Raw genomic sequence first — 22,320 nt, 5'->3', positions numbered from 1 at the left:
TCCCGGGCTGCCTCGTCTGACCTGTATGACGACAACACGCATCGCTCCCCTGCCACCCAACCGCGCGTCGTGGGTGACCCGACTCATCTACCGCATCACCAAGCGGCAGCTGGGTGAAGTGCCCGAACCGCTCGCGGTGGCGGCACACCATCCGCGCCTGCTGTTCGCCAACGCCGTACACGAGGCCATGCTGGGCTCCGCGTCGAAAGCGCTGCCCGTCAATGTGCGAGAGCTGGCGGTGTTCTGGACCGCGCGGGCCATCGGGTGCTCGTGGTGTGTCGACTTCGGTTCGATGTTGCAGCGACTCGACGGTCTCGACGTCGAAAGGCTAAGGAACATCGACGATTACGCCACTTCCCCGGCCTTCAGCGACGACGAGCGCGCCGCCATCGCCTACGCCGATGCGATGACCACCGACCCGCACTCGATCACCGACGAGCAGGTCGCCGACTTGCGGACGCGGTTCGGCGATGCGGGGGTCCTCGAGTTGAGCTATCAGGTCGGCGTGGAAAACCTGCGCGCCCGGATGTACTCGGCGCTGGGGATCACCGAGCAGGGGTTCAACTCCGGAGACGCGTGCCGGGTGCCCTGGGCGACGTGACAGTTTGCGCGCTCGCCGGACAAGGGGGGCGCAAACACCAAACAATCGTGGCGTATTTGGGTATCGTGCGGCCATGGCCGACTTGCTCGAGCTACTGTCCCCGCAGCGCATCGAACTCGACGTGGCAGCCGACACCTGGCAGGAGTCGATCACGGTGGCCGGCGGCCTGCTGGAACGCGCCGGCATCGCCGACGCGGCTTACACGCAGTCGATGATCGACAACGTCGAATCCAACGGACCCTATATCGTGGTGGCCCCGGGATTCGCGTTCGCCCACGCTCGACCGTCAGCCGCCGTGCATCACACCGGCATGTCCTGGGTGCGGCTGTCCCAACCAGTTGCCTTCGGGCACAAGACGAATGATCCGGTGTCGCTGGTCGTCGCGCTGGCCGCCACCGACACCGGTGCGCACAACACCGCGATGGCCGAACTGGCCAAGCTGCTGGGAGATGCCGACAGGCGCGCTGCGCTGGACACCGCGGCCACCCCGGAGGAGTTGCTCGGCGCCCTGGGTGCCACGGCGCCGCCTGCCGGCGCCAGCCCAGCCAGTGCCCCCCAGCCGAAGAACCTGATCCTGACCGTCTGCGGAAATGGCTTGGGCACCAGCCTGTTTCTGAAGAACACGCTGGAGCAGGTGCTGTCGACCTGGGGCTGGGCGCCGTTCATCAAAGTCGAGGCCACCGACACCATTTCGGCCAAGGGCAGGGCCAAGGAGGCCGACCTGATCCTGACCTCCGGTGAGATCGCCAGAACCCTCGGCGACATCGGGGTGCCGGTGAAGGTGATCGAGAACTTCACCTCCACGGGCGAGGTGGACAGAACCCTGCGCGACTCCTACGACATCTGAGAACACGAAGGAGTTCATTGTGGATTGGCTGGTCGGCATCGCCGAGTTTTTTGTCAACGAAATCCTTTCTGTACCAGCCTATCTCATTGGCATTATCACCGCGGTCGGCCTGATCGCGCTTCGTAAGTCCACAGGACAGGTGATCGGCGGAGCGCTGAAGGCCACGCTCGGCTTCCTACTGATCGGCGCGGGGGCAACCCTTGTGACGTCTTCGCTGGAACCGCTGGGCGTGATGATCGAAGGCGCCACCGGCAGCCAGGGGGTGGTGCCCACCAACGAGGCCATCGTCGGCATCGCGCAGGACCAGTTCGGTGGCCAGGTCGCCTGGCTGATGATCCTCGGCTTTGCCATCAGCATCATATTGGCCCGGTTCACCCCGCTGCACTACGTGTTCCTGACGGGCCATCACACGCTGTTCATGGCCACCCTGTTGACGATCGTGCTGGCCACGTCGGGGCTACCCGCGGTCACGGTTGTGCTGGTGGGTGGTCTGCTGCTGGGTGTCGTGATGGTGGCCCTGCCGGCAATCTCCCAGCCGTGGACCAAACGCATCACCGGTGACGACAGCATTGCGATCGGGCATTTCGGCACGCTGGGCTATATCGCTTCCGGCATCACCGGGAGGTTCGTCGGCGGCGCCAAGAGCCGGTCGACGGAGGATCTCAAGCTGCCGGAATCTCTACGCTTCCTGCGGGATTCGATGGTGGCGACAGCGTTGTCGATGGTGCTGATGTATGTGATCGTCTCGCTGATCTATCTCGCCAGAGCGGGCCAGGGCACGGCGTTCGAGGCGTTCGCCGACGACACCGGCGCCGGCGCGGCCAGCGGAGTCGGCAACTACGTGATGATGGGTGTGACGCAGGGCCTGAGCTTCGGTGTGGCGGTCGCCGTGATCCTGTTCGGAGTCCGCACCATCCTCGGCGAACTGGTGCCGGCGTTCCAGGGGATCGCCAAACGAATCGTCCCGGGCGCGGTACCCGCCCTCGATGCGCCGATCGTCTTCCCTTTCGCGCAGAATGCCGTGCTCATCGGGTTCATCTCCAGCTTCGTGGCCGGACTGGCCGGGCTGGCCGTGCTGTCGTTGTGGCTGGGTCCGGCGTTCGGCTGGGTGCTGGTGCTGCCCGGGTTGGTACCGCACTTCTTCACCGGTGGCGCCGCCGGCGTTTACGGCAACGCCACCGGAGGGCGCCGGGGCGCGATCGCGGGCGGTTTCGTCAACGGTCTGCTGATCACCTTTCTGCCGGCGTTGCTGGTTCGTGTCCTCGGCGCGTTCGGCGAAGAGAACACCACCTTCGGCGACGCGGACTTCGGCTGGTACGGGATCCTGCTGGGCAACGCCGCCAAGCTCGGCACGGTCTGGGGTGTGGTGGTGATGTTGATGATCGCCGCGGCGCTGCTGGGGCTGGCCATCGCCGTGCAGCGCAAGCTCGTCGACACCGGCTGGGATCCGTCGCCGGGCCGCGCCCCCGTCGAGTCCGCCGGGTCCGCGGATCCTGCCGGAAGCACAGCGGTCACCGGCGGCGCCAGCTACCCGAAGATCCCGGCCCCGAAGGGCGCGCCTGCGCCGCCACCGCCTCCGGAGTGACCGGCACTGCGCGCTCGTCGGCCGCGAGCGCGCACGAAATGCCGGCGTTTACGGCGTGTCGGTGTGCAAACGCGCGCGCTCGCGGGACAAGGGGGAGGCGCTGAACTTGGTTGGGTTGGCGATGTCGTAGACCGCCACCACCTGCCCGCCCTGCACGGTCATCGCATGGATGCGCGGCCAGATCGCGGGCCAGTCGTCGGTGGCGTCGGCGCTGAACGTGTAGAGGCCGAGCTCGCCGTTGACCAGTCCCGGCCTGCCCGCCTCGAACAACCGTGGGCCGTAGCGCCGCGCCAGTCCGAGCAGGAAGCGTGCGACCTTGTCAGCACCGTGGATGGTGCGGGCGGCGGTCGGCGCGCGACGGTCCGAGTCGCCGGTGAACGTCACCTCCGGATGCAGCACCGCGACGACGGCGGCGAGGTCCCCAGACGCCATGGCCGCCAGCAACTTCCCGACGACCTCGTCATGCTCGGCGGCGGGCGGGGGCGCCGCAGCGACCGCCCGGCGCGCCCGGGAAGCCAGCTGACGAGCCGAGGCCGGCGTCGACCCCAGCACGTCGGCGATCTCGTCGAACGGGACCCCGAAGCCGTCGTGCAGCACGAAAGCCACCCGCTGATCCGGGTTCAGGCGCTCCAGCACCACCATCGCGGCGAACCGGGCGTCCTCGCCGGCCACCACCGCCGCCAACGGGTCTGCGCTGTCCAGCGGCGTCACCACCGGCTCGGGCAGCCAGTCACCCACATAGGTCTCCCGGCGTCGTGTCGCCGAGCGCAACCGGTCCAGCCCGAGGCGGCTGACCACCGTCGTCAGCCACGCCCTGAGGTCGTCGATCGAGGTGTCGCGGTTCGCCTCCCACCGCAGCCACGCCTCTTGAACGACGTCCTCGGCGTCGACGACCGTCCCGGTGAGCCGGTAGGCCACCGCGAGCAGGTGCGGCCGCAACTGCTCGAACTCTTCGACCCTGGCGCCGGTGGTCACAAAGCGAGTCTAGAACCCCGCGGTCCCGCTGCGCGGGGGCGGATTTCGTCGCCACTACCCGCGGCTGCGACGATTTCCGCGTACAGCGCGCGCAGCCACCACCGGAACCGTATATTGCGCGCATGGCAATCACGGAGGGACCGACGACTCCTGCAGTCGGCGGCAAGGGCCTGCAGGCGGGCGCGCTCGGTCTCGTCGGCAACGTCGTCATCGGCCTGGCCGCCGTGGCGCCCGCCTACAGCCTGGCCGCCACGCTGGGCTACGTCGTACTGGCCGTCGGCGAGAAGGCGCCGGCGATGTTCGTCCTGGCGTTCATCCCGATGCTGCTCGTCGCGTTCGCCTACAAGGAGCTGGCGCAGGACACCCCCGACTGCGGCACCACATTCACCTGGGGCACAAAGGCATTCGGTCCCTGGATCGGCTGGATCGGCGGCTGGGGGCTGGCCGTGTCGGCGATCATCGTGCTGGCCAACGTTGCCGAGATCGCCGCCATCTACCTGTTCAACTTCCTCGGCCTCGACGGGCTCGCCGAGAACGTCTTCGCCAAGGTCGGCCTCGGCTGCTTCTTCATCCTCAGCATGACCTTCGTGTCGGCGCGCGGCATCGTCGTCAGCGAGCGAATGCAGAACGTGCTGATCGCCATCCAGTTCGGCGTGCTGGTCACCATCAGCGTGATCGCGCTGATCCGGGTGTTCGCGGGGAACGCCGGCGCCCAGGCCATCAGCCCGCAGTGGTCGTGGCTGTGGCCCGGCGGGCTGGACACGTCGTCGATCGCCGCGGCGATCATCCTGTGCATCTTCATCTACTGGGGCTGGGACGCGTGCCTGGCCGTCGGCGAGGAAACCAAGGACCCCGGCAAGACGCCGGGCATCGCGGCGCTGATCACCACCGTCATCCTGGTGTGCACCTACGTGCTGGTGGCCTACGCCATCCAGTCGTTCGCCGGCTTCGGCGAAGACGGCATCGGCCTGAACAATCCGGACAACACCGACGACGTGCTGACCATTCTCGGCGGACCGGTGGCAGGCACCGTCGCGGCGTCGGCCCTGCTGCTGACCGTGTCGGTGTCGGCGCTGTCGTCGACGCAGACCACCATCCTGCCCACCGCGCGCGGATCGCTCTCGATGGCCGTCTACGAGGCGATCCCCAAGCGATTCGCCAACGTGCACCCGCGCTACATGACCCCGGCGTTCGGCACCATCGTGATGGGCGTTTCGGCGCTGTCCTTCTACCTGCTGCTGACGGCTCTGTCGGAGAACGCACTCGCCGACTCGGTGGCCTCGCTCGGCCTGGCCGTCGCGTTCTACTACGGCGTCACCGCCTACGCCTGCGTGTGGTACTTCCGGCGGACCTTGTTCGCTTCCGCGCGAAACCTGATGTTCCGCGGGATCTTTCCGCTGATCGGCGCCCTGGCGATGACGTGGGCGTTCTTCCAGAGCGCCAAGGACATGATCCAGCCCGACTACGGCTACACGGCCTTCGGACCGGTGGGTGGGGTGTTCGTGCTCGGGATCGGGATGCTGGTGCTGGGTATCCCGTTGATGCTTGCGTGCTTCGCATTCGGCACCAAGAGGTTCTTCCGTGGTGAGACGCTGAACGCACAGACTGAAGTCAAGGTCCCGGACGTCTACTAAGAGAGCAGGACCCGCCATGCACTTGACCGTCGGTTATCTCGCCACCCCCACCGGAGACGACGGTGTCGCACTGGCCAGCGCGCTGGCCAAGACGTTCAGCGCCAGCGTCGACGTGGTGCTCGTCGTCCGCGAGGAGCTGCCCGACGGCCACCCCGGGCGTGCGGAGTACCAGCGGATGCTCGTCGAGCGTGGCGAGCAGTGGGTCTCCAGGGCGATCGCGCTGCTCGCCGAGGACGGGGTGGCGGCCGAGTCGACGGTGACCGTCGGCGAGTCGTTCGCCCAGTCGCTGATCGACTTCGCGGTGCAGAAGTCATCGGACCTGATCGTGGTGGGCGGCGCGCGTGACGGGTTCTTCGGCAGGCACACCATCGGGCCGGTCACCGGCGCGCTGCTGCACTCCTCGCCGATCCCGGTGGCGCTGGCGCCGCGCGGCTACGCCGAGGATCCCGACGAGGTGATCGAGGCCGTCACCGCCGCGGTTCCGACACGGCCGGGTGACGACAACCCGCTGCCGTTCGCGATCACGCTGGCCAGCGCCGCCGGGTTGCCGATCCGGATGCTGTCGCTGGTGTCGGCGGAGAATCTCGCCGAGGCCGGCAGCGCCAGGGAGGTGCGGCAACTGCAGGTGGCGGCGGCCGAGGAGAACCTGGTGCTGGCAGCCCGCGCACTGCCGGACGCACCCGAGATCGCGTCGCTGGTGGCCGACGGCATGACGCTGGAATCGGCGCTGAAGAAACTCAATTGGGACGACGGCGATCTTCTTGTCGTGGGCTCGAGTCGGTTCGCCGCGCCCCGGCGCATCTTCCTGGGGTCGACGGCCGCGCGCATCCTGGCCGGGGTCGACGTGCCGGTGATCGTGGTCCCGCGCGAGGAGTAGGCGGGCGGCTAGCGCTGGGTGAATACCGTTCGGTGCCAAGCCTTGTCGGCCACGCCGGTGATGTCGCTCATCACGTGCTTGATCGACAGGTACTCCTCGAGTGAGTACTGGCTCATGTCCTTGCCGAACCCCGACGCGCCGAACCCGCCATGTGGCATCTCGGAGATGATCGGGATGTGGTCGTTGATCCACACACAGCCGGCGTGGATCTCGCGCGAAGCCCGTTGCGCCCGGTACACATCACGCGTCCACGCTGAGGCCGCCAAGCCGTACACGGTGTCGTTGGCCTGCCGAATGGCGTCGTCGTCGTCGGTGAACGCGCGCGCGACGAGGACCGGGCCGAAGATCTCCTCGCGCCACACCTCCGACGACTCCGACACATCCGCGATCAGCGTCGGCCGATAGAACGACCCGGGCCCTTCGGGCGCCACGCCACCGGTGACCACGCGCCCGCCCTCCCCCGGCGCCCGCGACACCATGCCGGCCACCTTGTTCCGATGCGCCGACGTGATCAGCGGGCCGAGGTCGGTGTCGGGATCGTGCGGATCGCCGACCACGATCTTGCCCATCAGCTCGGCCACACCGGCGACGAAGTCGTCGTACAGATCCTGCGCGACGATCGCCCGGGTCGCCGCGGTGCAGTCCTGGCCGGTGTTGATCAGCGAGCCCGCCACCGCGCCCTGGATCGCTGCATCCAGATCCGCGTCGTCGAACACCACAAACGGCGCCTTACCGCCGAGCTCGAGCTGCGTCCGGTGCCCGTGCGCGGCCGCCGCCAGCATGACGCGACGCCCTACGGCCGTCGAGCCGGTGAACGTCACCATGTCGACGTCCGCGTGACCGGCCAGGGCGGTGCCGACGTCCCCGCCGGCGCCGGTGAGCACGTTGAACACCCCGTCGGGCAGTCCGGCCTCGGTGGCCAGCCGGGCCAAGGTCAGCGTCGTCAGCGGCGTGATCTCGGCGGGCTTGATGACGACGCTGCAACCGGCGGCAAGCGCCGGGATCACCTTCCACACCGCCATCTGCAGTGGGTAGTTCCACGGGGTGATCGTGGCGACCACACCGACGGCCTCACGCCGGATCGAGGACGTGTGATCACCGGAGTACTCCGCGGACGCCTTGCCCTCGAGGTGGCGTGCGGCCCCGGCGAAGAAGTCGATGTTGTCGACGCTGCCCGGGACGTCGAACTCGCGGGCCAGCCGCACCGGCTTACCGCACTGCGCGACCTCCTCGGCGATGAACAGGTCGGTGGCCTCGTCGGCCAGCTTCGCGAGCTTGGCCAACACCGCCGACCGCTCGGCGGGGGTGGCGCCGGACCAGTCCCGCAAGGCGGCGCGCGCCGAGGCGACGGCGGCGTCGACGTCGGCGGGCTGGGCCAACGCCATCTCGGCGACCGTCTCACCCGTCGCAGGATTGACCACCACATGCTCCGCGCCACCAGTCAGCACCTGCGCACCATCGATCCAGCTGCTTGCCACAGTCATTGCACAACGCTATCGCGACCCCGCGCCCGAGTGCTACGTATTACGGCAGTGCCAGCCACACGAAACAAGTGATTTCATGGTCATGGTTGCTTGGCACGACGGATTCCGTGCACAATCACTGCATGGCCAATCCGGGGGTTCCGCACGCCGTCGGGCCCGTCTCGTTCCGCGTCAACCAGTCGCGCCCCGGTGCCGCATTCCAGCTCGACGACCTGTCCAAAGCGATCATCGAGAAGCTGCAACAGGACGGCCGCCGCTCCTATGCGGGCATCGGCAAGGCGGTCGGCCTGTCCGAGGCCGCCGTCCGGCAACGGGTGCAGCGCATGGTCGACGCCGGGGTGATGCAGATCGTCGCGGTCACCGATCCGATGCAGCTGGGTTTCGCCCGTCAGGCCATGATCGGCATCAAATGCACCGGCGACACCACCAAGATCGCCGAGAAGCTCGCCACGCTCGAATCGGTCGACTACGTGGTGCTCACCGCGGGGTCGTTCGACGCGATCATCGAAGTGGTCTGCGAAGACGACGACAGCCTGCTCGAACTGCTCAACACCAAGATCCGCGCATTGCCGGGAGTGATATCCACCGAGACCCTTGTCTATCTGAAACTTGTTAAACAGCAATATAATTGGGGTACACGATGACGATCATTTCCGAAACCGAGCAGAGCGCCACCTCCGATCTTGCCGCCAAGGCCAACCGCCACCTGTGGGGCCACTTCGCCCGGCATGGCGCCGGCATCAACCCGCCGATCATCACCCGCGGCGAAGGCGTGCACATCTTCGACGACAAGGGCAAAAGCTACATCGACGGGCTCTCGGGCCTGTTCGTGGTCCAGGTCGGCCACGGCCGAAAGGAACTCGCCGAGGCGGCCGCCAAGCAGGCCGAAACGCTGGCGTTCTTCCCGCTGTGGTCCTACGCCACACCCACCGCGATCGAGTTGTCCGAACGGCTCGCGGGCTACGCGCCGGGCGATCTGAACCGGGTGTTCTTCACGACCGGCGGCGGCGAGGCCGTGGAGAGCGCCTGGAAGCTGGCCAAGCAGTACTTCAAGCTCACCGGTAAGCCCGGCAAGCACAAGGTGGTCTCGCGGTCGATCGCCTACCACGGCACCCCGCAGGGCGCGCTGTCGATCACCGGCATCCCGGCGTTCAAGGTTCCGTTCGAGCCCCTGGTACCGGGTGGCTTCCGGGTGCCGAACACCAACTTCTACCGGGCTCCGGCGCCGTACGACACCGACATCAAGGCGTTCGGCCGCTACTGCGCCGACCGGATCGCCGAGGCCATCGAGTTCGAGGGTCCCGACAGCGTCGCCGCGGTGTTCTTGGAGCCGGTGCAGAACGCCGGCGGCTGTTTCCCGCCGCCGCCCGGGTACTTCGAGCGGGTCCGCGAGATCTGCGACGAGTACGACGTGCTGCTGGTCTCCGACGAGGTCATCTGCGCGTACGGGCGTATCGGATCGATGTTCGCCTGCAACGACTTCGACTACGTCCCGGACATCATCACCTGCGCCAAGGGGCTGACGTCGGGGTACTCGCCGATCGGCGCGATGATCGCCAGCGACCGGCTGTTCGAGCCGTTCAACGACGGGCAGACCGTGTTCGGGCACGGCTACACGTTCGGTGGGCACCCGGTGTCCTCGGCGGTGGCGCTGGCCAACCTCGACATCTTCGAACGCGAGGGCATCAACGACCACGTCAAGCAGATGGCGCCGGCGTTCCGCTCCACGCTCGAGCAGCTCTCGGATCTGCCGATCGTCGGCGACGTGCGCGGTGAAGGGTTCTTCTACGGCATCGAGTTGGTCAAGGACAAGGCCACCAAGGAGACGTTCGACGACGACGAGAGCGAACGGCTGCTGCGCGGCTACCTGACCCCGGCGCTGTGGGAGGCCGGGCTGTACTGCCGCGCCGACGACCGCGGCGACCCAGTGGTGCAGTTGGCTCCCCCGTTGATCAGCGGGCAGAAGGAGTTCGACGCCATCTACGACATCCTGCGCAGCGTGCTCACCGAGGCCAGCCGGAGGATGTAAACCTTCCGCCGGAACGGCATTCCAGCAGCAGAATCGCGAGAATCGGCCTGCTGGAATACCGTTCCGGCGACAATCGGTGGCGTGGTGTCGACGAGCAAGAGACCTCCCGTCCATCCGGTCCGCTGGCAGGCGCCGCCCGTCGATCCGCTTCCAGCCTTCCCTTCTGCCCAGCTCGCACTGATCCGCGTGCCCGGCGGCGAACCCGAAGACGTGGTGGTCGACGCCGAGGGATGCCTGTGGATGGGCGCACTCGACGGAAGCATCGTCCGGCTGCCTGCCGGCGGCGGCCCGGAGGTCGTCGCCAACACCGGCGGTCGGCCGCTGGGGTTGGCGGTGGCACGCAACGGCCGGCTGCTGATCTGCGACAGCCCGAAGGGGCTGCTCGCGCTGGACACCACGACGGGCGAGATCGACACCCTGGTCGACAGCGTGGGTGGCCGCAGACTGCAGTTCTGCTCCAATGTCACCGAAACCGCCGATGGCACCGTCTATTTCACTGAATCGACCAGCGGGTTCACGGTGGCCGACTACGTGGGCGCGATCCTGGAGGCACGCGGCGACGGCCGACTCCACCGGCTCGATCCCGACGGCACCGTCACGTGCGTCGTCGACGGTCTGTACTTCGCCAACGGGGTGACACCGACCGCCGACGGTTCGGCCCTGGTGTTGGCCGAGACCCAGGGGCGCCGGCTGTCCAAGTACTGGCTGACCGGCCCGCACCGAGGTTCGGTGACTCCACTGGCGGTGAATCTGCCTGCGATGCCCGACAATCTGTCCACCGGCTCCGACGGGCGGATCTGGTGTGCGATGGTCACCCCCGCCAACCCGCTCGCCGACCGGCTGGCCGCCGGACCTCCGGTGGTTCGGAAGGTGATCTGGCGGCTGCCCAAGCCGCTGCAGCCCAAGCCGGCGCCGGTGGTGTGGGTGGTCGCCTTCGATCCGGACACCGGGGACGCCGTCGCGGGCCTGCACACCACCCACCCGTCGTTCAGCATGGTGACCTGCGCGGTGGAAGCGCACGGCCGACTGTGGATGGGCAGCATCGCCGCTCCGTATCTCGGTTACGTCGAGTTGGCCGCGACGGCCCTCTGAGCCGGCGGGTTCCTGCCACCGGTCGATCAATTCCTGCCAGCGGAATTAATCCCCTGACCAGCCCGTTCAAGCCCATGTACGACCACGAACCACCCAGAACGTCGAAACCGCGTGACCCGCTCCACGGCTCCGACCCGACACCAGGGAAGAGCAACACCATGAAGAAGTTCACCCTCGCCACCGCCGCCGCCACCGCACTGTCGGCCGCCGTCCTCGGATTTGCCGCCCCCGCGCTGGCTGCCCCCAGCGGCCCCGGCAACGCCGCCGACACCATCAGCCAGCTCGAAGCCGACGGCAACCGCGTCATCGTCAACCGCCAGAACAGCACCCCGCTGGCCGACGCCGACGTCGTCTCGGTCCGCCCGGGATCTCCCATCCGCGAATGGACCTGGGACCGCCAGCGCGACGACCGTGTCCTGCAAGAAGTCGGCAAGGTCCTGTTCGTCGACGTCCGCTGACACCTGAGCCAGAAAGGGGCACCCTCCCTATGGGGTGCCCCTTTCGTGCGGCCCGGGCCTCCGATCCGCGAGTACACAGTGGTGCAGAAAGGGGCGCCCCCACCACCAGGAGCGCCCCTTTCTCATGCAGATGGTTCAGCGGGCAACGGGTTCATTGCGGGGTTCATTGCGGGATTGAAAAGATGGGTGGCGACGCATCGCTTCGGCGAGCTCGCGTTCGCGACGTTGGGCCCGGAGCCAGGCAGGGTGCGACTCGAGATGTACCACGGTCGCGTCGGCGGTTGTGGTCGTCATATCAGCGCCTTCCGCTGAGAACTTCAGGGTCGCTCCCAGCTGTCGCCTTCAGCCTGCTCGGTGGACCTGAGCATCACCCTCAGATTTGGCCGTGAGCTTGCTAAGAGATTCCCGCGGTCACGGTTTCATAAACCGCTCTGCAGCGACAGCACGCTGATGTCGGGAGGGGCGCCGATCCGGACCGGCGGGCCCCAGAACCCCGCACCCCGGGTGACGTAGAGCTGGGTGTCCTGCACCGTCGACAACCCGGCGAGCGCCGGCTGCACCTGCGACACGATGTAGTGGAACGGCCACATCTGGCCGCCATGGGTGTGTCCCGACAGCTGCAGGTCCACCCCGCGCTCAGCGGCCTGCTCCACCTGCACCGGTTGATGGGCCAGCAGAATCGTCGGCCCCGAGGGGTTCACCCCCGCCAGTGCCCGGTCGAGATCCGGTGGATCGGAACGGGACTCGCCGGCGGGATCATTGATGCCGGCGAGGTCGAACGCGGCCGACCCACGCCTGATCCGGGTGTTCTCATTCGTCAACACCTGCAGTCCGAGGCGCTCCAACTCGGCCAGCCAGGGGACGGTGTCGTCGACGAAGTACTCGTGGTTGCCGGTGACGAAGAACGAACCCTCCCGCGACACCAGGTCGCGCAACGGTGCCGCCGCGGGACCCAGCTCCTCGACCGTCCCATCCACCAGATCGCCCACCACTGCCACCAGGTCGGGCTCGGCTTCGTTGATCATCCGGACGATCCGCTCGGTGTGGGCACGGCCCAGCAGTGGGCCGAGGTGGATGTCGGACACCACCGCGATACGGAATCCGTCGAAGGCCGGGTCGAGCCGGCTCAGGCGTACGGGGACACGCAGCACCTTGGGAGGTCCCAGCGCGGTCGCCGCTCCGGTGCCGACCAGACCGACGGCGGCGGCTCCGGCGGCCACGGCTCCGGCCCGGGCGAGGAACACCCGCCGCTGCACCGACGGCGCCTGTTCCGGCGCGGATTGTGTGCGCTTGACCCAGCCCCGAAACGCCAGCCGGATCGGTTCCAGCACCAGAAGGGCCAGGAACAGGTACACGATCAGGCCGAACCAGAAGTATCCCGGCCATGCGTACCAGCCGGCCTCGGGGATACCGAAGATCCGCGGACCGACCAGAGTCAGCAACAACAGGGCAAAGGCTGCGAGCAGGACGATCGACAACAGCCATCGGGTGCGGCCCGGCCCGGTGGTGTCCTTCACCATCCGCTTCCAGACGTAGAGATGCATCAGCCCGAGAATCGAGCCGAGAACAACTATGAACATGTACGTCCTTTTGTGCGGGCCCGGGTTTCCGCCAGCCTAGTTACCGCGCCGTCGGGAGCCCGTCTCGTCACGACCCCGATGAGTCACATTTGAAACTCTGACCACACCAGTCACCGCGTGGCTCCCGGCTCACCGGGGTCGGATCGCCTAATCTGCGCAGACGATGGCGACCTTCAGAACGATCTCCGCGCGGGTGTCTGCGCTGGTCATCGCGGCTCTGCTGATCGGCGCGCCGGTCGCTGCCGCGCAGCCGGACGCGGCTATGGATGCCTGCCCCTACCGGGTGACGACGCCGCCCGCGGTCGACACCTCGGAGATCCCGAAGGTCGGCCCCCCTCCGGAACCGTTACCGGTACCGGCCACGCCACTGGGCGGGGAAGCGTTGGCTGGGTGCGGCGTCATCACCGCCCCCGGTACCCCGCCGGTGCCCACCGACATCTCCGCAGAGGCCTGGCTGGTGGCCGATCTCGACACCGGCGACGTCATCGCCGCCCGGGATCCCCACGGCAGGCATCGCCCCGCGAGCATCATCAAGGCACTGACCGCGATACAGGCGATCCGCGACCTGCCCCTGCACAAGGTGGTTCCGGGAACCGCCGAGGACGCGGCCGTGGAAGGGACGAACGTCGGCGTCGGCGAAGGCGGCCTCTACTCCGTCAACGATTTGCTGCACGGTCTGCTGATGTACTCGGGCAACGACGCCGCCCACGCGTTGGCCATGCAGCTGGGCGGCATGGAAAATGCTCTCAACAAGATGAATGTCCTGGCGGGCAAGCTGGGGGCACGTGACACCCGGGCGGCCACCCCGTCCGGACTCGACGGCCCCGGCATGAGCACCTCGGCCTACGACATCGGGCTGATCTACCGGTACGCGTGGCAGAACCCCGTCTTCGCCGACATCGTCGCCACCCGCTCGACGACGTTCCCCGGGCGCGACGGCACCGGCTATCCGATCGAGAACGACAACAAGCTGCTGGAGCACTACCCGGGCGCACTCGGCGGCAAGACCGGTTTCACCGACGACGCCCAGCAGACCTTCGTCGGCGCAGCCGAGCGTGACGGCCGCCGCCTGGTCGCCGTGCTGCTGCGCGGTACCCGGCAGCCGATCGCCCCGTGGGAGCAGGCTGCCCGACTGCTCGACTACGGGTTCGCGACCGCCCCCGGGACCAAGGTGGGCACCCTGATCGAGCCGGACCCGTCCCTCGGCGCCACCGACGCCGATCCGGCCGCCGCGGCCGCGACGACCACGACCAATGCCAACGCCACCTTGCCCGACGTCAACGCGCTACCGGTGCGGGTCGGGGTGGCCGTGATCGGGTCGATCATCGTGTTCAGCCTGATCATGTGCGCCCGATCGCTCAACCGCCGCCCGGTGCGCTGAGCCTCCGGCGGAGCGTCAGCGACGCCTGCGCCACCGGGTGAGGCTCAGTGCGCCGAGCGCTCCCGCAGCGACCGCCGCGGTCGCCTGCAACGGCCCCAGCCCCGGCCGGGTGATGATCCGGTTCTTGATCACGGCGGGCCCGGGAGCAGGCAACTCCTCCTCGCCCATGTTCTCCGGCGTCGTCGCCGCCCATGCGGTGGCGAACAGGATCAGCCGGGCGGTGATGTAGGCGAACACCATCAACCCGAGCACCGGACCGAACGTCGCACCCGCCGGACCGGTGACCACCGACCGCAGGTAGACCGCGGCGACGAGCTTGAAGATCTCGAACGCCACGGCGGCGATCAACCCGGCCCACACACTGCTGCGAAAGCTGACCGACTCCCGGGGCAGCCGCGCGATCACCAGCGTGAACAGTAGCCAGGACACCAGAACGGACACCAGGACCGAGGCGCCGCGCAGCACCGGGCTCAGCCCGGTCGTATCGCCGACGCCGAACCACTCCAACACCTCCGCCATCACCGAGGCGCTGCCCAGCGCCGTGAGCGCGATGGTGGCGACGATGGCCACGAACGCCGAGAGCAACGTCACCAGGTCCGACAGCTTGGTCCGGACGAAGCCGGGGAGCTCCCCTCGGAAGCCGCCCCACATCTGGCTGAGGGCCTCGCGCAGGTTCGCCATCCAGCCCAGACCTGCCCATGCGGCCACCGCCAGACCGATGACGCCCACCGACGCCCGCGACTCGATCGCCGACTCCATCAGCTCGATGAGCTGCTGACCGAGTTGGCCGCTGACGGCGCCCCTGATCTGGTTCTCGACCTCGGCGAGCAGCTCGGGCCGGCTGGCCAACACGAAGCCGCCGACGGCGAAGCCGACCATCAGCAGCGGGAACAACGCGAAGATCGTGAAGTAGGTGATGCCGGCGGCGTAAAAGTCACCCTTGCAGTCCTTGTACCGCTCCTGGGCGCGCATCACGTGGTCGAACCACGGCATTCGCGCGCGCATCCGGGCAAGGAATCCGGGCTTTTCTTCGGGGTCGGTCGAGTCCGTCGAGTCGCCGGCAGCTACCTGCGTGGACGGCGCGGTCATCCGATCCCCTATCTCGTCGGTGCCAGGAACCCTATCCGGTCATATACCCGTCGCAACGTTTCCCCCGACACCTCCCGGGCCCGCTCGGCACCCGTGGCCAGCACGCTCTCCAATTCGGCCGGGTCGGCGAGCAACTCGTCGACGCGCGTCTTGATCGGCGTCACGAATTCCACCACCGCCTCGGCGGTCTCCTTCTTCAGATCCCCGTAGCCGCGCCCGGAGTAGCCCTCGACCAGCTTGGCGACGTCGGTTCCGGTCACCGCCGACTGGATCGTCAGCAGGTTGGACACCCCCGGCTTCGCCTCGCGGTCGAACCGGATCTCGCGGTCGCTGTCGGTGACCGCGGAACGAATCTTCTTGGCCGTCTTGCCCGGATCGTCGAGAAGGCTGATCAATCCGGCCTCGGTCGCCGCCGACTTGCTCATCTTGGCCGTCGGTTCGGCGAGGTCGTAGATCTTGGCGGTGGCCTTCGGGATCATCGCCTCGGGGACGACGAACGTGTCGGGAAAGCGGGCGTTGACCCGCTGGGCGACATCGCGCGCCAACTCGAGGTGCTGGCGCTGATCCTCACCGACCGGCACCAGTTCGGTGTCGTAGAGCAACACATCCGCGGCCATCAGCACCGGATAGGTGAACAAGCCGACCGTGGTGGCCTCGGCGCCCTGCTTCTGGGATTTGTCCTTGAACTGCGTCATCCGCGAGGCCAGCCCGAAACCGGTGAAACAGCCCAGCACCCATGCCAATTCGGCGTGGGCGGGCACATGGCTCTGCACGAACACCGTCGCCCGGGCGGGGTCGACGCCGAGCGCGAGGTACTGCGCGGCCGTGACCAGGGTGCGCCTGCGAAGCGTCTCGGGGTCCTGCGGGACGGTGATGGCGTGCAGGTCCACGACGCAGAAGTACGCGTCGTGGCCGTCTTGCAGGCCGACCCACTGGCTCACCGCTCCCAGGGCGTTGCCCAGGTGCAGGGAATCCGAGGTGGGTTGCGCGCCGGAGAAGACGACCGGCCTGGTGTTTGGGCTCATGATGCCCTCCAGTTTTTCATGCGCACCGCCGAGTTCAGTCGGGGGCCATCCGACGCAGTGCACGGAGGAACACCCGCCGTTCCTCGGCAGTCAGCTCGGCCAACCACTGTTCTTCGCCGCGCTGTATCTCGGCCTGTGCCGCGTCCTTGACCGCGCGGCCGCTTTTTGTGATCGCCAGCAGCCGCACCCGACGATCGTCCGGGTCGGGGAATCGTTCGATGTAGCCGAGTTGCTGCAGTTCGTCGAGTGTCGGGATGATGCGGGTCTTGTCGGCGTTGATCGACTCGGCGAGTGCTGCCTGCGTGCGGATCGCACCTCGGTCCAGCGCCGACAGCACCGCATAACCCCACATCGTCAGGCCGTGCGCAGCGAGGATCGGTCCCTCCGCGGCGATCAACTCGCGCACCAACGGAGCCAGCATCGCGGCCAGATCCTTGCGCCGGGGTGCGGTGGACATCAGTCGAGCGTAGGCGTTGCCATATTATATGCTTGTGCTTATCATCTACGTATGCCTACCTTTGCCAAGCCGCACCGCGCCGCCGTACACGCCTCCGTCGACATTGTTGCCGCGGTCTCTCCCGCCGACCTCGGACTCGCCACCCCGTGCGCGGGATGGACTCTCGCGAACCTGCTGACCCACATGACCGCGCAGCACCACGGTTTCGCCGCGGCGGCGCGTGGTCACGGCGCCGACCCCGAGGTCTGGCGCACCGAACCGTTCTCGGCCGCGATCGCCGCCGACCCGGCCGGCACGTATGCCGCCGAAGCCCGCGATGTGCTCGCGGCATTCGCGACCGAGGGCGTGGACGACGCGCCGTTTGCGCTGCCCGAGTTCGGTGAGGACGTCACCGTCCCCGGTAAGACCGCAATGGGTTTTCACTTCGTGGACTACGTGGTGCACGCCTGGGATGTCGCGGCGACGATCGGGACACCGTTGACGTTGCCCGACGACGTGGTCGCCGCCGTGCTGCCGCTGGTGATGGCGGTGCCGGACGGAAAGTTCCGCGAGGCGGCCGGCTCCCCGTTCGCCCCTGCACTCGGCGACGGTGCAGACGGGGACTTCGCCGCCATCCTGCGTCATCTCGGGCGGCGGCCCGACTGGGCTCAGACATCGGCATAACACGTCCCGAAACCAATTCAGTCGGTAGCATTCTCGCGGTTCGGTGCGACGACTTCGGGGGTGTTCGTGCGTCACTTGTCGGTGATCGTCGTGCTACTGACCACGGCGGTGTTCGGCGCGGGAATCGCCCACGGCGCACCGCAACTCCCTGGGCACGCGGTGGTGATCGTCTCGGGCGGAGCGGCCGTCAGCCCGTTCACGACGCCGCAGGACGGCTGTGCGTCAGGCCTGGCCGCAGGCAACACCGACACCGCGCTGCGCGGCTACCTGCTCGACGCCGGGTACACCGTGTACACCTCACCGGCGATGGCCGGGCGCGGCCCGGTGACCGATCAGGGCGGGTTCGGCGCCTTCGGCGACTGCCCGATCACGCTGCCGGAGAACATGACCGTGGACTCCACCGCCTCCATCGACCTCGCCGGTGAGCACCTGGCCCGGTTTCTGACCCACCTGCACGACACCCGCGGCGTGGACGTCGTCGACGTCGTCGGGCACTCGATGGGCGGGCTGTACTCCCGTGCGGCGTTCCGGGTGTTGCAGGGCCTGGGCTCGCCGGTGCGGATCCGGTCGTTGACGACGCTGGGCACCCCCTGGCAGGGCACCTATCTGTCCGACTACGCCAACGGCTTGAGCCCGGTGTCGGACTGCGCGGGTGACGCGTTCTGCGAGCAGGCCGCGGCGGACTTCGAAGCCGAGATGCTGCGGCTGCAGACCGGCTCGGCCCGCGAGGTCAACCAGGGATACCTGATGGGGCCGCAGGGCTGGAACGAATACCAGGCCGGGGTGCTCGACCAGATCCCCGTCGTACTGATCGCCGGGGCCCGCTTCACCCGGCCCGAACCGGTGAACCCGATGACATGGCCGAACGACGGCCTGGTGTCGCGGCACAGCGCGCTGGCCACCGATGTCAGCGACCGGGTGCTGCCGCACCGCCGGTGCGCAGCGTTCGACGACACCCACAGCATCTTCATCTCCGATGCGACGGGGCTGCCGTGGGAGACCGCGATGACCTGGGATCCGCGGGTACTCGAGACGGTGCGGAGCGCGATAGACGGCGCCGACGGAGCCCTCCAGAAGCCCAATCGGCAAGGCTGCTAGGCGAATCCGGCGCGCAAACAGCCCGTGGCGGTTCGTCTGCGCGCCCGATTCACCGGTAGTCGACGGTGACCGGGCAGTGGTCGGACCAGCGCAGCGCATAGGCCGCCGGTCGTTCGGTGTGCGTGGACGCCACCCGCGCCGCCAACCCGGGCGTGGCCAGCTGGTAGTCGATCCGCCATCCGGCGTCGTTGTCGAACGCCTTGCCCCGCCACGACCACCACGCGTACGGGCCCGCGACCCCGGGGTGCGCCCGGCGCACCACGTCGACCCAGCCGGTGTCCAGCAGATCGGAGAGCCACTGCCGCTCCTGCGGCAGGAACCCCGCCTTCTTGAGATTGCCCCGCCAGTTCTTGATGTCGTTCTCGGTGTGGGCGATGTTCCAGTCACCGCACAGCACCGCCTCGCCGCCGCCGGCCAGCAGCACCGCCATCCGCGCGGCGACTGCCGCCATGAACCGTTCCTTCTCCAGCTGCCGGTCGGTGTCGGCCTCACCGGTCGGGAAGTACACGCTCGCCACCGTCAGCCCGCCGGTGTCCACCTCGATGTAGCGGCCGTGCTCGGCGAACTCGGCGGCGCCGCAACCGATCCTGATGTCACCGAACGGCGTGCGCGACAACACCGCGACCCCGTTGCGTCCCTTGACATGCGGCGCCGCCGACGCCAGATGCCACCCGTCGGCCAGCACCGGGGCCAATGCGTCGGCCAGTTGCTCGTCGTCGGCGCGCGTCTCCTGCAGGCACACCACGTCGGCGCGGGTCTCCTTGAACCACGGCAGCAGCCCGAGGTTGTCGACCGACCGCTGCTTGACGGCCGCGCGGATGCCGTTGACGTTGATGGTGCTCACGGTGATGGGGCGCGTCACGACCGCCGACCCTAACGGAACCGATCAGACGCTTCTTGCGGTACCGGCGGTATCACCTTAATGTCGGGCTCATGGCACCCCGAGAGCCGATCCATGCCGGATCGGGCGAACCGATCCTGATGCTGCACCCGTTCCTGTGCTCCCAGAACGTCTGGCGCACCGTCGCCGACAACCTTGCCGGGACCGGCCGATTCGAGGTGTACGCGCCGACGATGGTCGGCCACCACGGGGGTCGGAAGTCGCCGACGTGGCTGCTGCACACCGAGCTGCTCGTCGACGACATCGAAGACCGGATGGACCGGCTGGGCTGGCAGAACGCCCACATCGTCGGCAACTCGCTGGGCGGCTGGGTGGGCTTCGAACTGGAACGCCGCGGCCGGGCCAAGACCCTGACCGCGATCGCCCCTGCCGGGGGGTGGTCGCAGCACTCGCTGACGAAGTACGAGACCGTTTTGAAGTTCATCGCGGGCGGCCCGGCGCTGATCGCCGCGCGCCTGCTCGGCACGCGCATCCTCAAGCTGCCGTTCGCGCGCCGGATCGCCACCCTGCCGGTTAGCGGCCCGGCCGACGGGCCGCCGGACTCCGAGTTGCACGACCTGATCGAGGACGCCACCCACTGCCACGCTTACCTGCAGCTGCTGGTCAAGACGCTGCGCATGCCCGGCCTGCTCGAGCTCGCCAACCTGGGCGCACCCACCCAGCTCGTCATCTGCGAGAACGACCGGGTGTTCCCCGCGCCGCGTGGCCATCTCTACTTCCTCAAACACATGCCCGACACCGCGGAGGTGATCGAGCTCGACGGCGTCGGCCACATCCCGATGCTGGAGGCACCGGAGCGCGTCACCGCGGTGATCGCCGACTTCGTCGACCGGTACAGCCAACCACAGCAGGCCATCGGTTGACACCCCGCAGCCCGCGCAGTTTTCGCAGGTGGAGCCGCGTTCGGGAGAACCCACTGGCACCCCTGTAGCAACGTGCGATAGTCTTCGTTTCGGTCATGAGCGCCAGCGTCAAGCCCCGGCTCGCTGGCCGGCAACCCTCCAACCGCGGTGGGGTGCCCCGGGTGATGACCAGGTTGAGCAGCCACCGGCTGTAAGGCAAGCGCGGGTCCGCCGTGAACGGGCCCCCTGAGTAGACGGGGAAACCTGATGGCGAGGTCCACGCCGCGCAGTTGTCGCTGACCGACACTGCACTTCGTCGACCCCACCCCCAGGCGCCCCTCACGACTGGAGAACATGATGACCGACACCACCGATCCCACCGCCAACTGGGCATTCGAGACCAAGCAGGTCCACGCCGGGCAGTCCCCGGACAGCGCCACCAACGCGCGGGCCCTGCCGATCTACCAGACCACCAGCTACACGTTCAACAGCACCGACCATGCGGCGGCGCTGTTCGGCCTTGCCGAACCCGGCAACATCTACACCCGCATCATGAACCCGACACACGACGCCGTCGAGCAACGCATCGCGGCGCTCGAAGGCGGTGTCGCAGCACTGTTCCTGGCCTCCGGGCAGGCCGCCGAGACGTTCGCGATCCTGAACCTGGCCAATGCCGGCGATCACATCGTGTCGAGTCCGCGGCTCTACGGCGGCACCTACAACCTGTTCCACTACTCGCTGCCCAAGCTCGGCATCGAGGTCAGCTTCGTCGACAACCCCGACGACCCCGAGTCCTGGCGGGCCGCAGTGCAGCCCAACACCAAGGCGTTCTTCGGCGAGACCATCTCCAACCCGCAGATCGACGTGCTCGACATCCCGTCGGTCGCCGCCGTCGCGCATGACGCCGGGGTCCCGCTGATCGTCGACAACACCATCGCCACGCCGTACCTGATCCAGCCGCTCGCCCACGGGGCCGACATCGTCGTGCACTCGGCCACCAAGTACCTCGGTGGTCACGGGACGACGATCGCCGGTGTCCTCGTCGACGGCGGCACGTTCGACTGGACGAACGGCAAGTTCCCCGGCTTCACCACCCCCGACCCGAGCTACCACGGCGTGGTCTACGCCGACCTCGGCGCGCCCGCCTTCGCACTCAAGGCCCGGGTGCAGTTGCTGCGCGATCTGGGGTCGGCGGCGTCGCCGTTCAACGCGTTCCTGGTGGCGCAGGGACTCGAGACGCTGAGCCTGCGTGTCGAGCGGCACGTCGAGAACGCCCAGAAGGTCGCCGAATACCTCGCCGGGCACGACGACGTGCTGTCGGTCAACTACGCGGGACTTCCCACGTCACCGTGGTACGAGCTGGGAAAGAAGCTGGCGCCCAGGGGAACCGGTGCGGTGCTGGCATTCGAGCTGGCCGGCGGCGTCGACGCGGGCAAGGCGTTCGTCGACGCCCTGACCTTGCACAGCCACGTCGCCAACATCGGCGACGTGCGTTCCCTGGTGATCCATCCGGCCTCGACGACACACGCCCAGCTGTCCCCCGAGGAGCAACTGTCCACCGGCGTGACACCCGGCCTGGTCCGGCTCGCGGTCGGCATCGAGGGCATCAACGACATCATCGCCGATCTGGAACAAGGCTTCGCCGCGGCCAAGCGGTGCAGCGCCACCCACACCGATCCGCACGCCGTTGCGTCGTTCTGAG

At 68.1% G+C, this 22,320-nt stretch carries 20 protein-coding genes, 1 pseudogene and 1 riboswitch; of the genes and pseudogenes, 14 read left to right on the top strand and 7 right to left on the bottom strand.

Annotated features, from left to right (window positions below):
• Position 1: 1 nt before the first annotated feature.
• From G6N53_RS11230 to ulaA, 3 genes and pseudogenes are all read left to right on the top strand, one after another.
• Positions 2-601, top strand: a pseudogene (locus tag G6N53_RS11230) (carboxymuconolactone decarboxylase family protein); the annotation flags it as partial.
• 73 nt (positions 602-674) lie between these two features.
• Positions 675-1,448, top strand: coding sequence for a PTS sugar transporter subunit IIAB (locus G6N53_RS11225; protein ID WP_163888527.1), 774 nt, complete (start codon positions 675-677; stop codon positions 1,446-1,448).
• Between the two features lie 19 nt (positions 1,449-1,467).
• Positions 1,468-3,033 carry a PTS ascorbate transporter subunit IIC gene (ulaA, locus tag G6N53_RS11220; protein WP_163888526.1) on the top strand — a complete coding sequence of 522 codons (1,566 nt, stop codon included), beginning with the start codon at positions 1,468-1,470 and terminating at the stop codon, positions 3,031-3,033.
• 48 nt (positions 3,034-3,081) lie between these two features.
• Here ulaA and G6N53_RS11215 read toward each other — a convergent pair whose 3' ends face one another.
• Positions 3,082-4,008: a sigma-70 family RNA polymerase sigma factor gene (locus tag G6N53_RS11215; RefSeq protein WP_163888525.1), complete on the bottom strand. Its 927-nt coding sequence runs from the start codon at positions 4,006-4,008 to the stop codon at positions 3,082-3,084.
• Positions 4,009-4,130: 122 nt separating this feature from the next.
• On the opposite strand from G6N53_RS11215, the gene G6N53_RS11210 reads away from it, so the two are divergent.
• Together G6N53_RS11210 and G6N53_RS11205 are read left to right on the top strand one after the other, a co-directional pair.
• Positions 4,131-5,642: an APC family permease gene (locus tag G6N53_RS11210; RefSeq protein ID WP_163888524.1), complete on the top strand. Its 1,512-nt coding sequence runs from the start codon at positions 4,131-4,133 to the stop codon at positions 5,640-5,642.
• A 16-nt stretch (positions 5,643-5,658) separates the two neighbouring features.
• A complete protein-coding gene (locus G6N53_RS11205; protein WP_163888523.1) occupies positions 5,659-6,519 on the top strand; it encodes a universal stress protein in 861 nt (286 codons plus the stop codon).
• Between the two features lie 8 nt (positions 6,520-6,527).
• Here the strand turns inward: G6N53_RS11205 and G6N53_RS11200 are convergent, their stop codons facing one another.
• The gene (locus G6N53_RS11200) at positions 6,528-8,003 is read right to left on the bottom strand and encodes a gamma-aminobutyraldehyde dehydrogenase (RefSeq protein ID WP_163888522.1); all 1,476 of its coding nucleotides are present in this window, start codon (positions 8,001-8,003) and stop codon (positions 6,528-6,530) included.
• Positions 8,004-8,125: 122 nt separating this feature from the next.
• Between G6N53_RS11200 and G6N53_RS11195 the strand changes: the two genes are divergently transcribed.
• The 4 genes from G6N53_RS11195 (at position 8,126) to G6N53_RS11180 (ending at position 11,582) form a co-directional block, all read left to right on the top strand.
• Positions 8,126-8,647 (top strand): Lrp/AsnC family transcriptional regulator, encoded by a 522-nt coding sequence (locus G6N53_RS11195; RefSeq protein ID WP_163888521.1) that lies wholly within the window; start codon positions 8,126-8,128, stop codon positions 8,645-8,647.
• The gene (locus G6N53_RS11190; RefSeq protein WP_163888520.1) at positions 8,644-10,032 is read left to right on the top strand and encodes an aspartate aminotransferase family protein; all 1,389 of its coding nucleotides are present in this window, start codon (positions 8,644-8,646) and stop codon (positions 10,030-10,032) included. The genes G6N53_RS11195 and G6N53_RS11190 overlap by 4 nt, the downstream gene beginning before the upstream one ends.
• Positions 10,033-10,116: 84 nt before the next feature.
• Entirely contained in the window at positions 10,117-11,124 is a 1,008-nt protein-coding gene (locus G6N53_RS11185) for an SMP-30/gluconolactonase/LRE family protein (RefSeq protein ID WP_163895762.1), read from the top strand.
• 158 nt (positions 11,125-11,282) lie between these two features.
• On the top strand, positions 11,283-11,582 hold the full coding sequence (locus tag G6N53_RS11180) for a hypothetical protein (protein ID WP_163888519.1): 300 nt from the start codon (positions 11,283-11,285) through the stop codon (positions 11,580-11,582).
• 419 nt (positions 11,583-12,001) lie between these two features.
• Here G6N53_RS11180 and G6N53_RS11175 read toward each other — a convergent pair whose 3' ends face one another.
• Positions 12,002-13,162, bottom strand: a complete 1,161-nt coding sequence (locus tag G6N53_RS11175) for a metallophosphoesterase (protein WP_163888518.1) — start codon at positions 13,160-13,162, stop codon at positions 12,002-12,004.
• A 163-nt stretch (positions 13,163-13,325) separates the two neighbouring features.
• Between G6N53_RS11175 and G6N53_RS11170 the strand changes: the two genes are divergently transcribed.
• Positions 13,326-14,543, top strand: a complete 1,218-nt coding sequence (locus G6N53_RS11170; RefSeq protein WP_163888517.1) for a D-alanyl-D-alanine carboxypeptidase family protein — start codon at positions 13,326-13,328, stop codon at positions 14,541-14,543.
• Positions 14,544-14,558: 15 nt separating this feature from the next.
• On the opposite strand, the gene yhjD is transcribed toward G6N53_RS11170, so the two are convergent.
• The 3 genes from yhjD to G6N53_RS11155 are packed head-to-tail and all read right to left on the bottom strand — an operon-like array spanning position 14,559 to position 17,114.
• Positions 14,559-15,632 carry an inner membrane protein YhjD gene (gene yhjD / locus G6N53_RS11165; RefSeq protein ID WP_163888516.1) on the bottom strand — a complete coding sequence of 358 codons (1,074 nt, stop codon included), beginning with the start codon at positions 15,630-15,632 and terminating at the stop codon, positions 14,559-14,561.
• 8 nt (positions 15,633-15,640) lie between these two features.
• Positions 15,641-16,657, bottom strand: coding sequence for a tryptophan--tRNA ligase (gene trpS, locus G6N53_RS11160; protein ID WP_163888515.1), 1,017 nt, complete (start codon positions 16,655-16,657; stop codon positions 15,641-15,643).
• A 34-nt stretch (positions 16,658-16,691) separates the two neighbouring features.
• On the bottom strand, positions 16,692-17,114 hold the full coding sequence (locus G6N53_RS11155) for a MarR family winged helix-turn-helix transcriptional regulator (protein WP_163888514.1): 423 nt from the start codon (positions 17,112-17,114) through the stop codon (positions 16,692-16,694).
• A gap of 51 nt (positions 17,115-17,165) precedes the next feature.
• Here G6N53_RS11155 and G6N53_RS11150 point away from each other — a divergent pair, with 51 nt between their 5' ends.
• Positions 17,166-17,777: a TIGR03086 family metal-binding protein gene (locus G6N53_RS11150; RefSeq protein WP_163888513.1), complete on the top strand. Its 612-nt coding sequence runs from the start codon at positions 17,166-17,168 to the stop codon at positions 17,775-17,777.
• Between the two features lie 66 nt (positions 17,778-17,843).
• Positions 17,844-18,875, top strand: coding sequence for a lipase family protein (locus G6N53_RS11145; RefSeq protein ID WP_163888512.1), 1,032 nt, complete (start codon positions 17,844-17,846; stop codon positions 18,873-18,875).
• Positions 18,876-18,924: 49 nt separating this feature from the next.
• On the opposite strand, the gene G6N53_RS11140 is transcribed toward G6N53_RS11145, so the two are convergent.
• Positions 18,925-19,725 (bottom strand): exodeoxyribonuclease III, encoded by an 801-nt coding sequence (locus G6N53_RS11140; RefSeq protein WP_205390544.1) that lies wholly within the window; start codon positions 19,723-19,725, stop codon positions 18,925-18,927.
• An 83-nt stretch (positions 19,726-19,808) separates the two neighbouring features.
• Here G6N53_RS11140 and ephH point away from each other — a divergent pair, with 83 nt between their 5' ends.
• Both ephH and G6N53_RS11130 read left to right on the top strand, forming a co-directional pair.
• Positions 19,809-20,639, top strand: coding sequence for an epoxide hydrolase EphH (gene ephH / locus G6N53_RS11135; RefSeq protein ID WP_163888510.1), 831 nt, complete (start codon positions 19,809-19,811; stop codon positions 20,637-20,639).
• A gap of 91 nt (positions 20,640-20,730) precedes the next feature.
• Positions 20,731-20,847, top strand: a riboswitch (SAM riboswitch).
• A 128-nt stretch (positions 20,848-20,975) separates the two neighbouring features.
• Entirely contained in the window at positions 20,976-22,319 is a 1,344-nt protein-coding gene (locus G6N53_RS11130) for a bifunctional o-acetylhomoserine/o-acetylserine sulfhydrylase (protein ID WP_163888509.1), read from the top strand.
• Position 22,320 lies beyond the last annotated feature (1 nt).

The sequence above is a fragment of the Mycolicibacterium hippocampi genome (genome assembly GCF_010723735.1).
Taxonomy (GTDB): domain Bacteria; phylum Actinomycetota; class Actinomycetes; order Mycobacteriales; family Mycobacteriaceae; genus Mycobacterium; species Mycobacterium hippocampi.
Note: the sequence above shows the minus strand (reverse complement) of the source record. Positions and strands in the feature narration are given on the sequence as shown.

What these genes read in the sequence shown, in the direction of transcription:
- G6N53_RS11180 (WP_163888519.1), top strand. Translation starts at nt 11,283, where the DNA reads ATGAAGAAGTTCACCCTCGCCACCGCCGCCGCCACCGCACTGTCGGCC.
- G6N53_RS11190 (WP_163888520.1), top strand. Translation starts at nt 8,644, where the DNA reads ATGACGATCATTTCCGAAACCGAGCAGAGCGCCACCTCCGATCTTGCC.
- G6N53_RS11175 (WP_163888518.1), bottom strand. Translation starts at nt 13,162, where the DNA reads ATGTTCATAGTTGTTCTCGGCTCGATTCTCGGGCTGATGCATCTCTAC.
- G6N53_RS11225 (WP_163888527.1), top strand. Translation starts at nt 675, where the DNA reads ATGGCCGACTTGCTCGAGCTACTGTCCCCGCAGCGCATCGAACTCGAC.
- G6N53_RS11170 (WP_163888517.1), top strand. Translation starts at nt 13,326, where the DNA reads ATGGCGACCTTCAGAACGATCTCCGCGCGGGTGTCTGCGCTGGTCATC.
- G6N53_RS11205 (WP_163888523.1), top strand. Translation starts at nt 5,659, where the DNA reads ATGCACTTGACCGTCGGTTATCTCGCCACCCCCACCGGAGACGACGGT.
- yhjD (WP_163888516.1), bottom strand. Translation starts at nt 15,632, where the DNA reads ATGACCGCGCCGTCCACGCAGGTAGCTGCCGGCGACTCGACGGACTCG.
- trpS (WP_163888515.1), bottom strand. Translation starts at nt 16,657, where the DNA reads ATGAGCCCAAACACCAGGCCGGTCGTCTTCTCCGGCGCGCAACCCACC.
- G6N53_RS11210 (WP_163888524.1), top strand. Translation starts at nt 4,131, where the DNA reads ATGGCAATCACGGAGGGACCGACGACTCCTGCAGTCGGCGGCAAGGGC.
- G6N53_RS11195 (WP_163888521.1), top strand. Translation starts at nt 8,126, where the DNA reads ATGGCCAATCCGGGGGTTCCGCACGCCGTCGGGCCCGTCTCGTTCCGC.
- ephH (WP_163888510.1), top strand. Translation starts at nt 19,809, where the DNA reads ATGGCACCCCGAGAGCCGATCCATGCCGGATCGGGCGAACCGATCCTG.
- G6N53_RS11200 (WP_163888522.1), bottom strand. Translation starts at nt 8,003, where the DNA reads ATGACTGTGGCAAGCAGCTGGATCGATGGTGCGCAGGTGCTGACTGGT.
- G6N53_RS11130 (WP_163888509.1), top strand. Translation starts at nt 20,976, where the DNA reads ATGACCGACACCACCGATCCCACCGCCAACTGGGCATTCGAGACCAAG.
- G6N53_RS11150 (WP_163888513.1), top strand. Translation starts at nt 17,166, where the DNA reads ATGCCTACCTTTGCCAAGCCGCACCGCGCCGCCGTACACGCCTCCGTC.
- G6N53_RS11155 (WP_163888514.1), bottom strand. Translation starts at nt 17,114, where the DNA reads ATGTCCACCGCACCCCGGCGCAAGGATCTGGCCGCGATGCTGGCTCCG.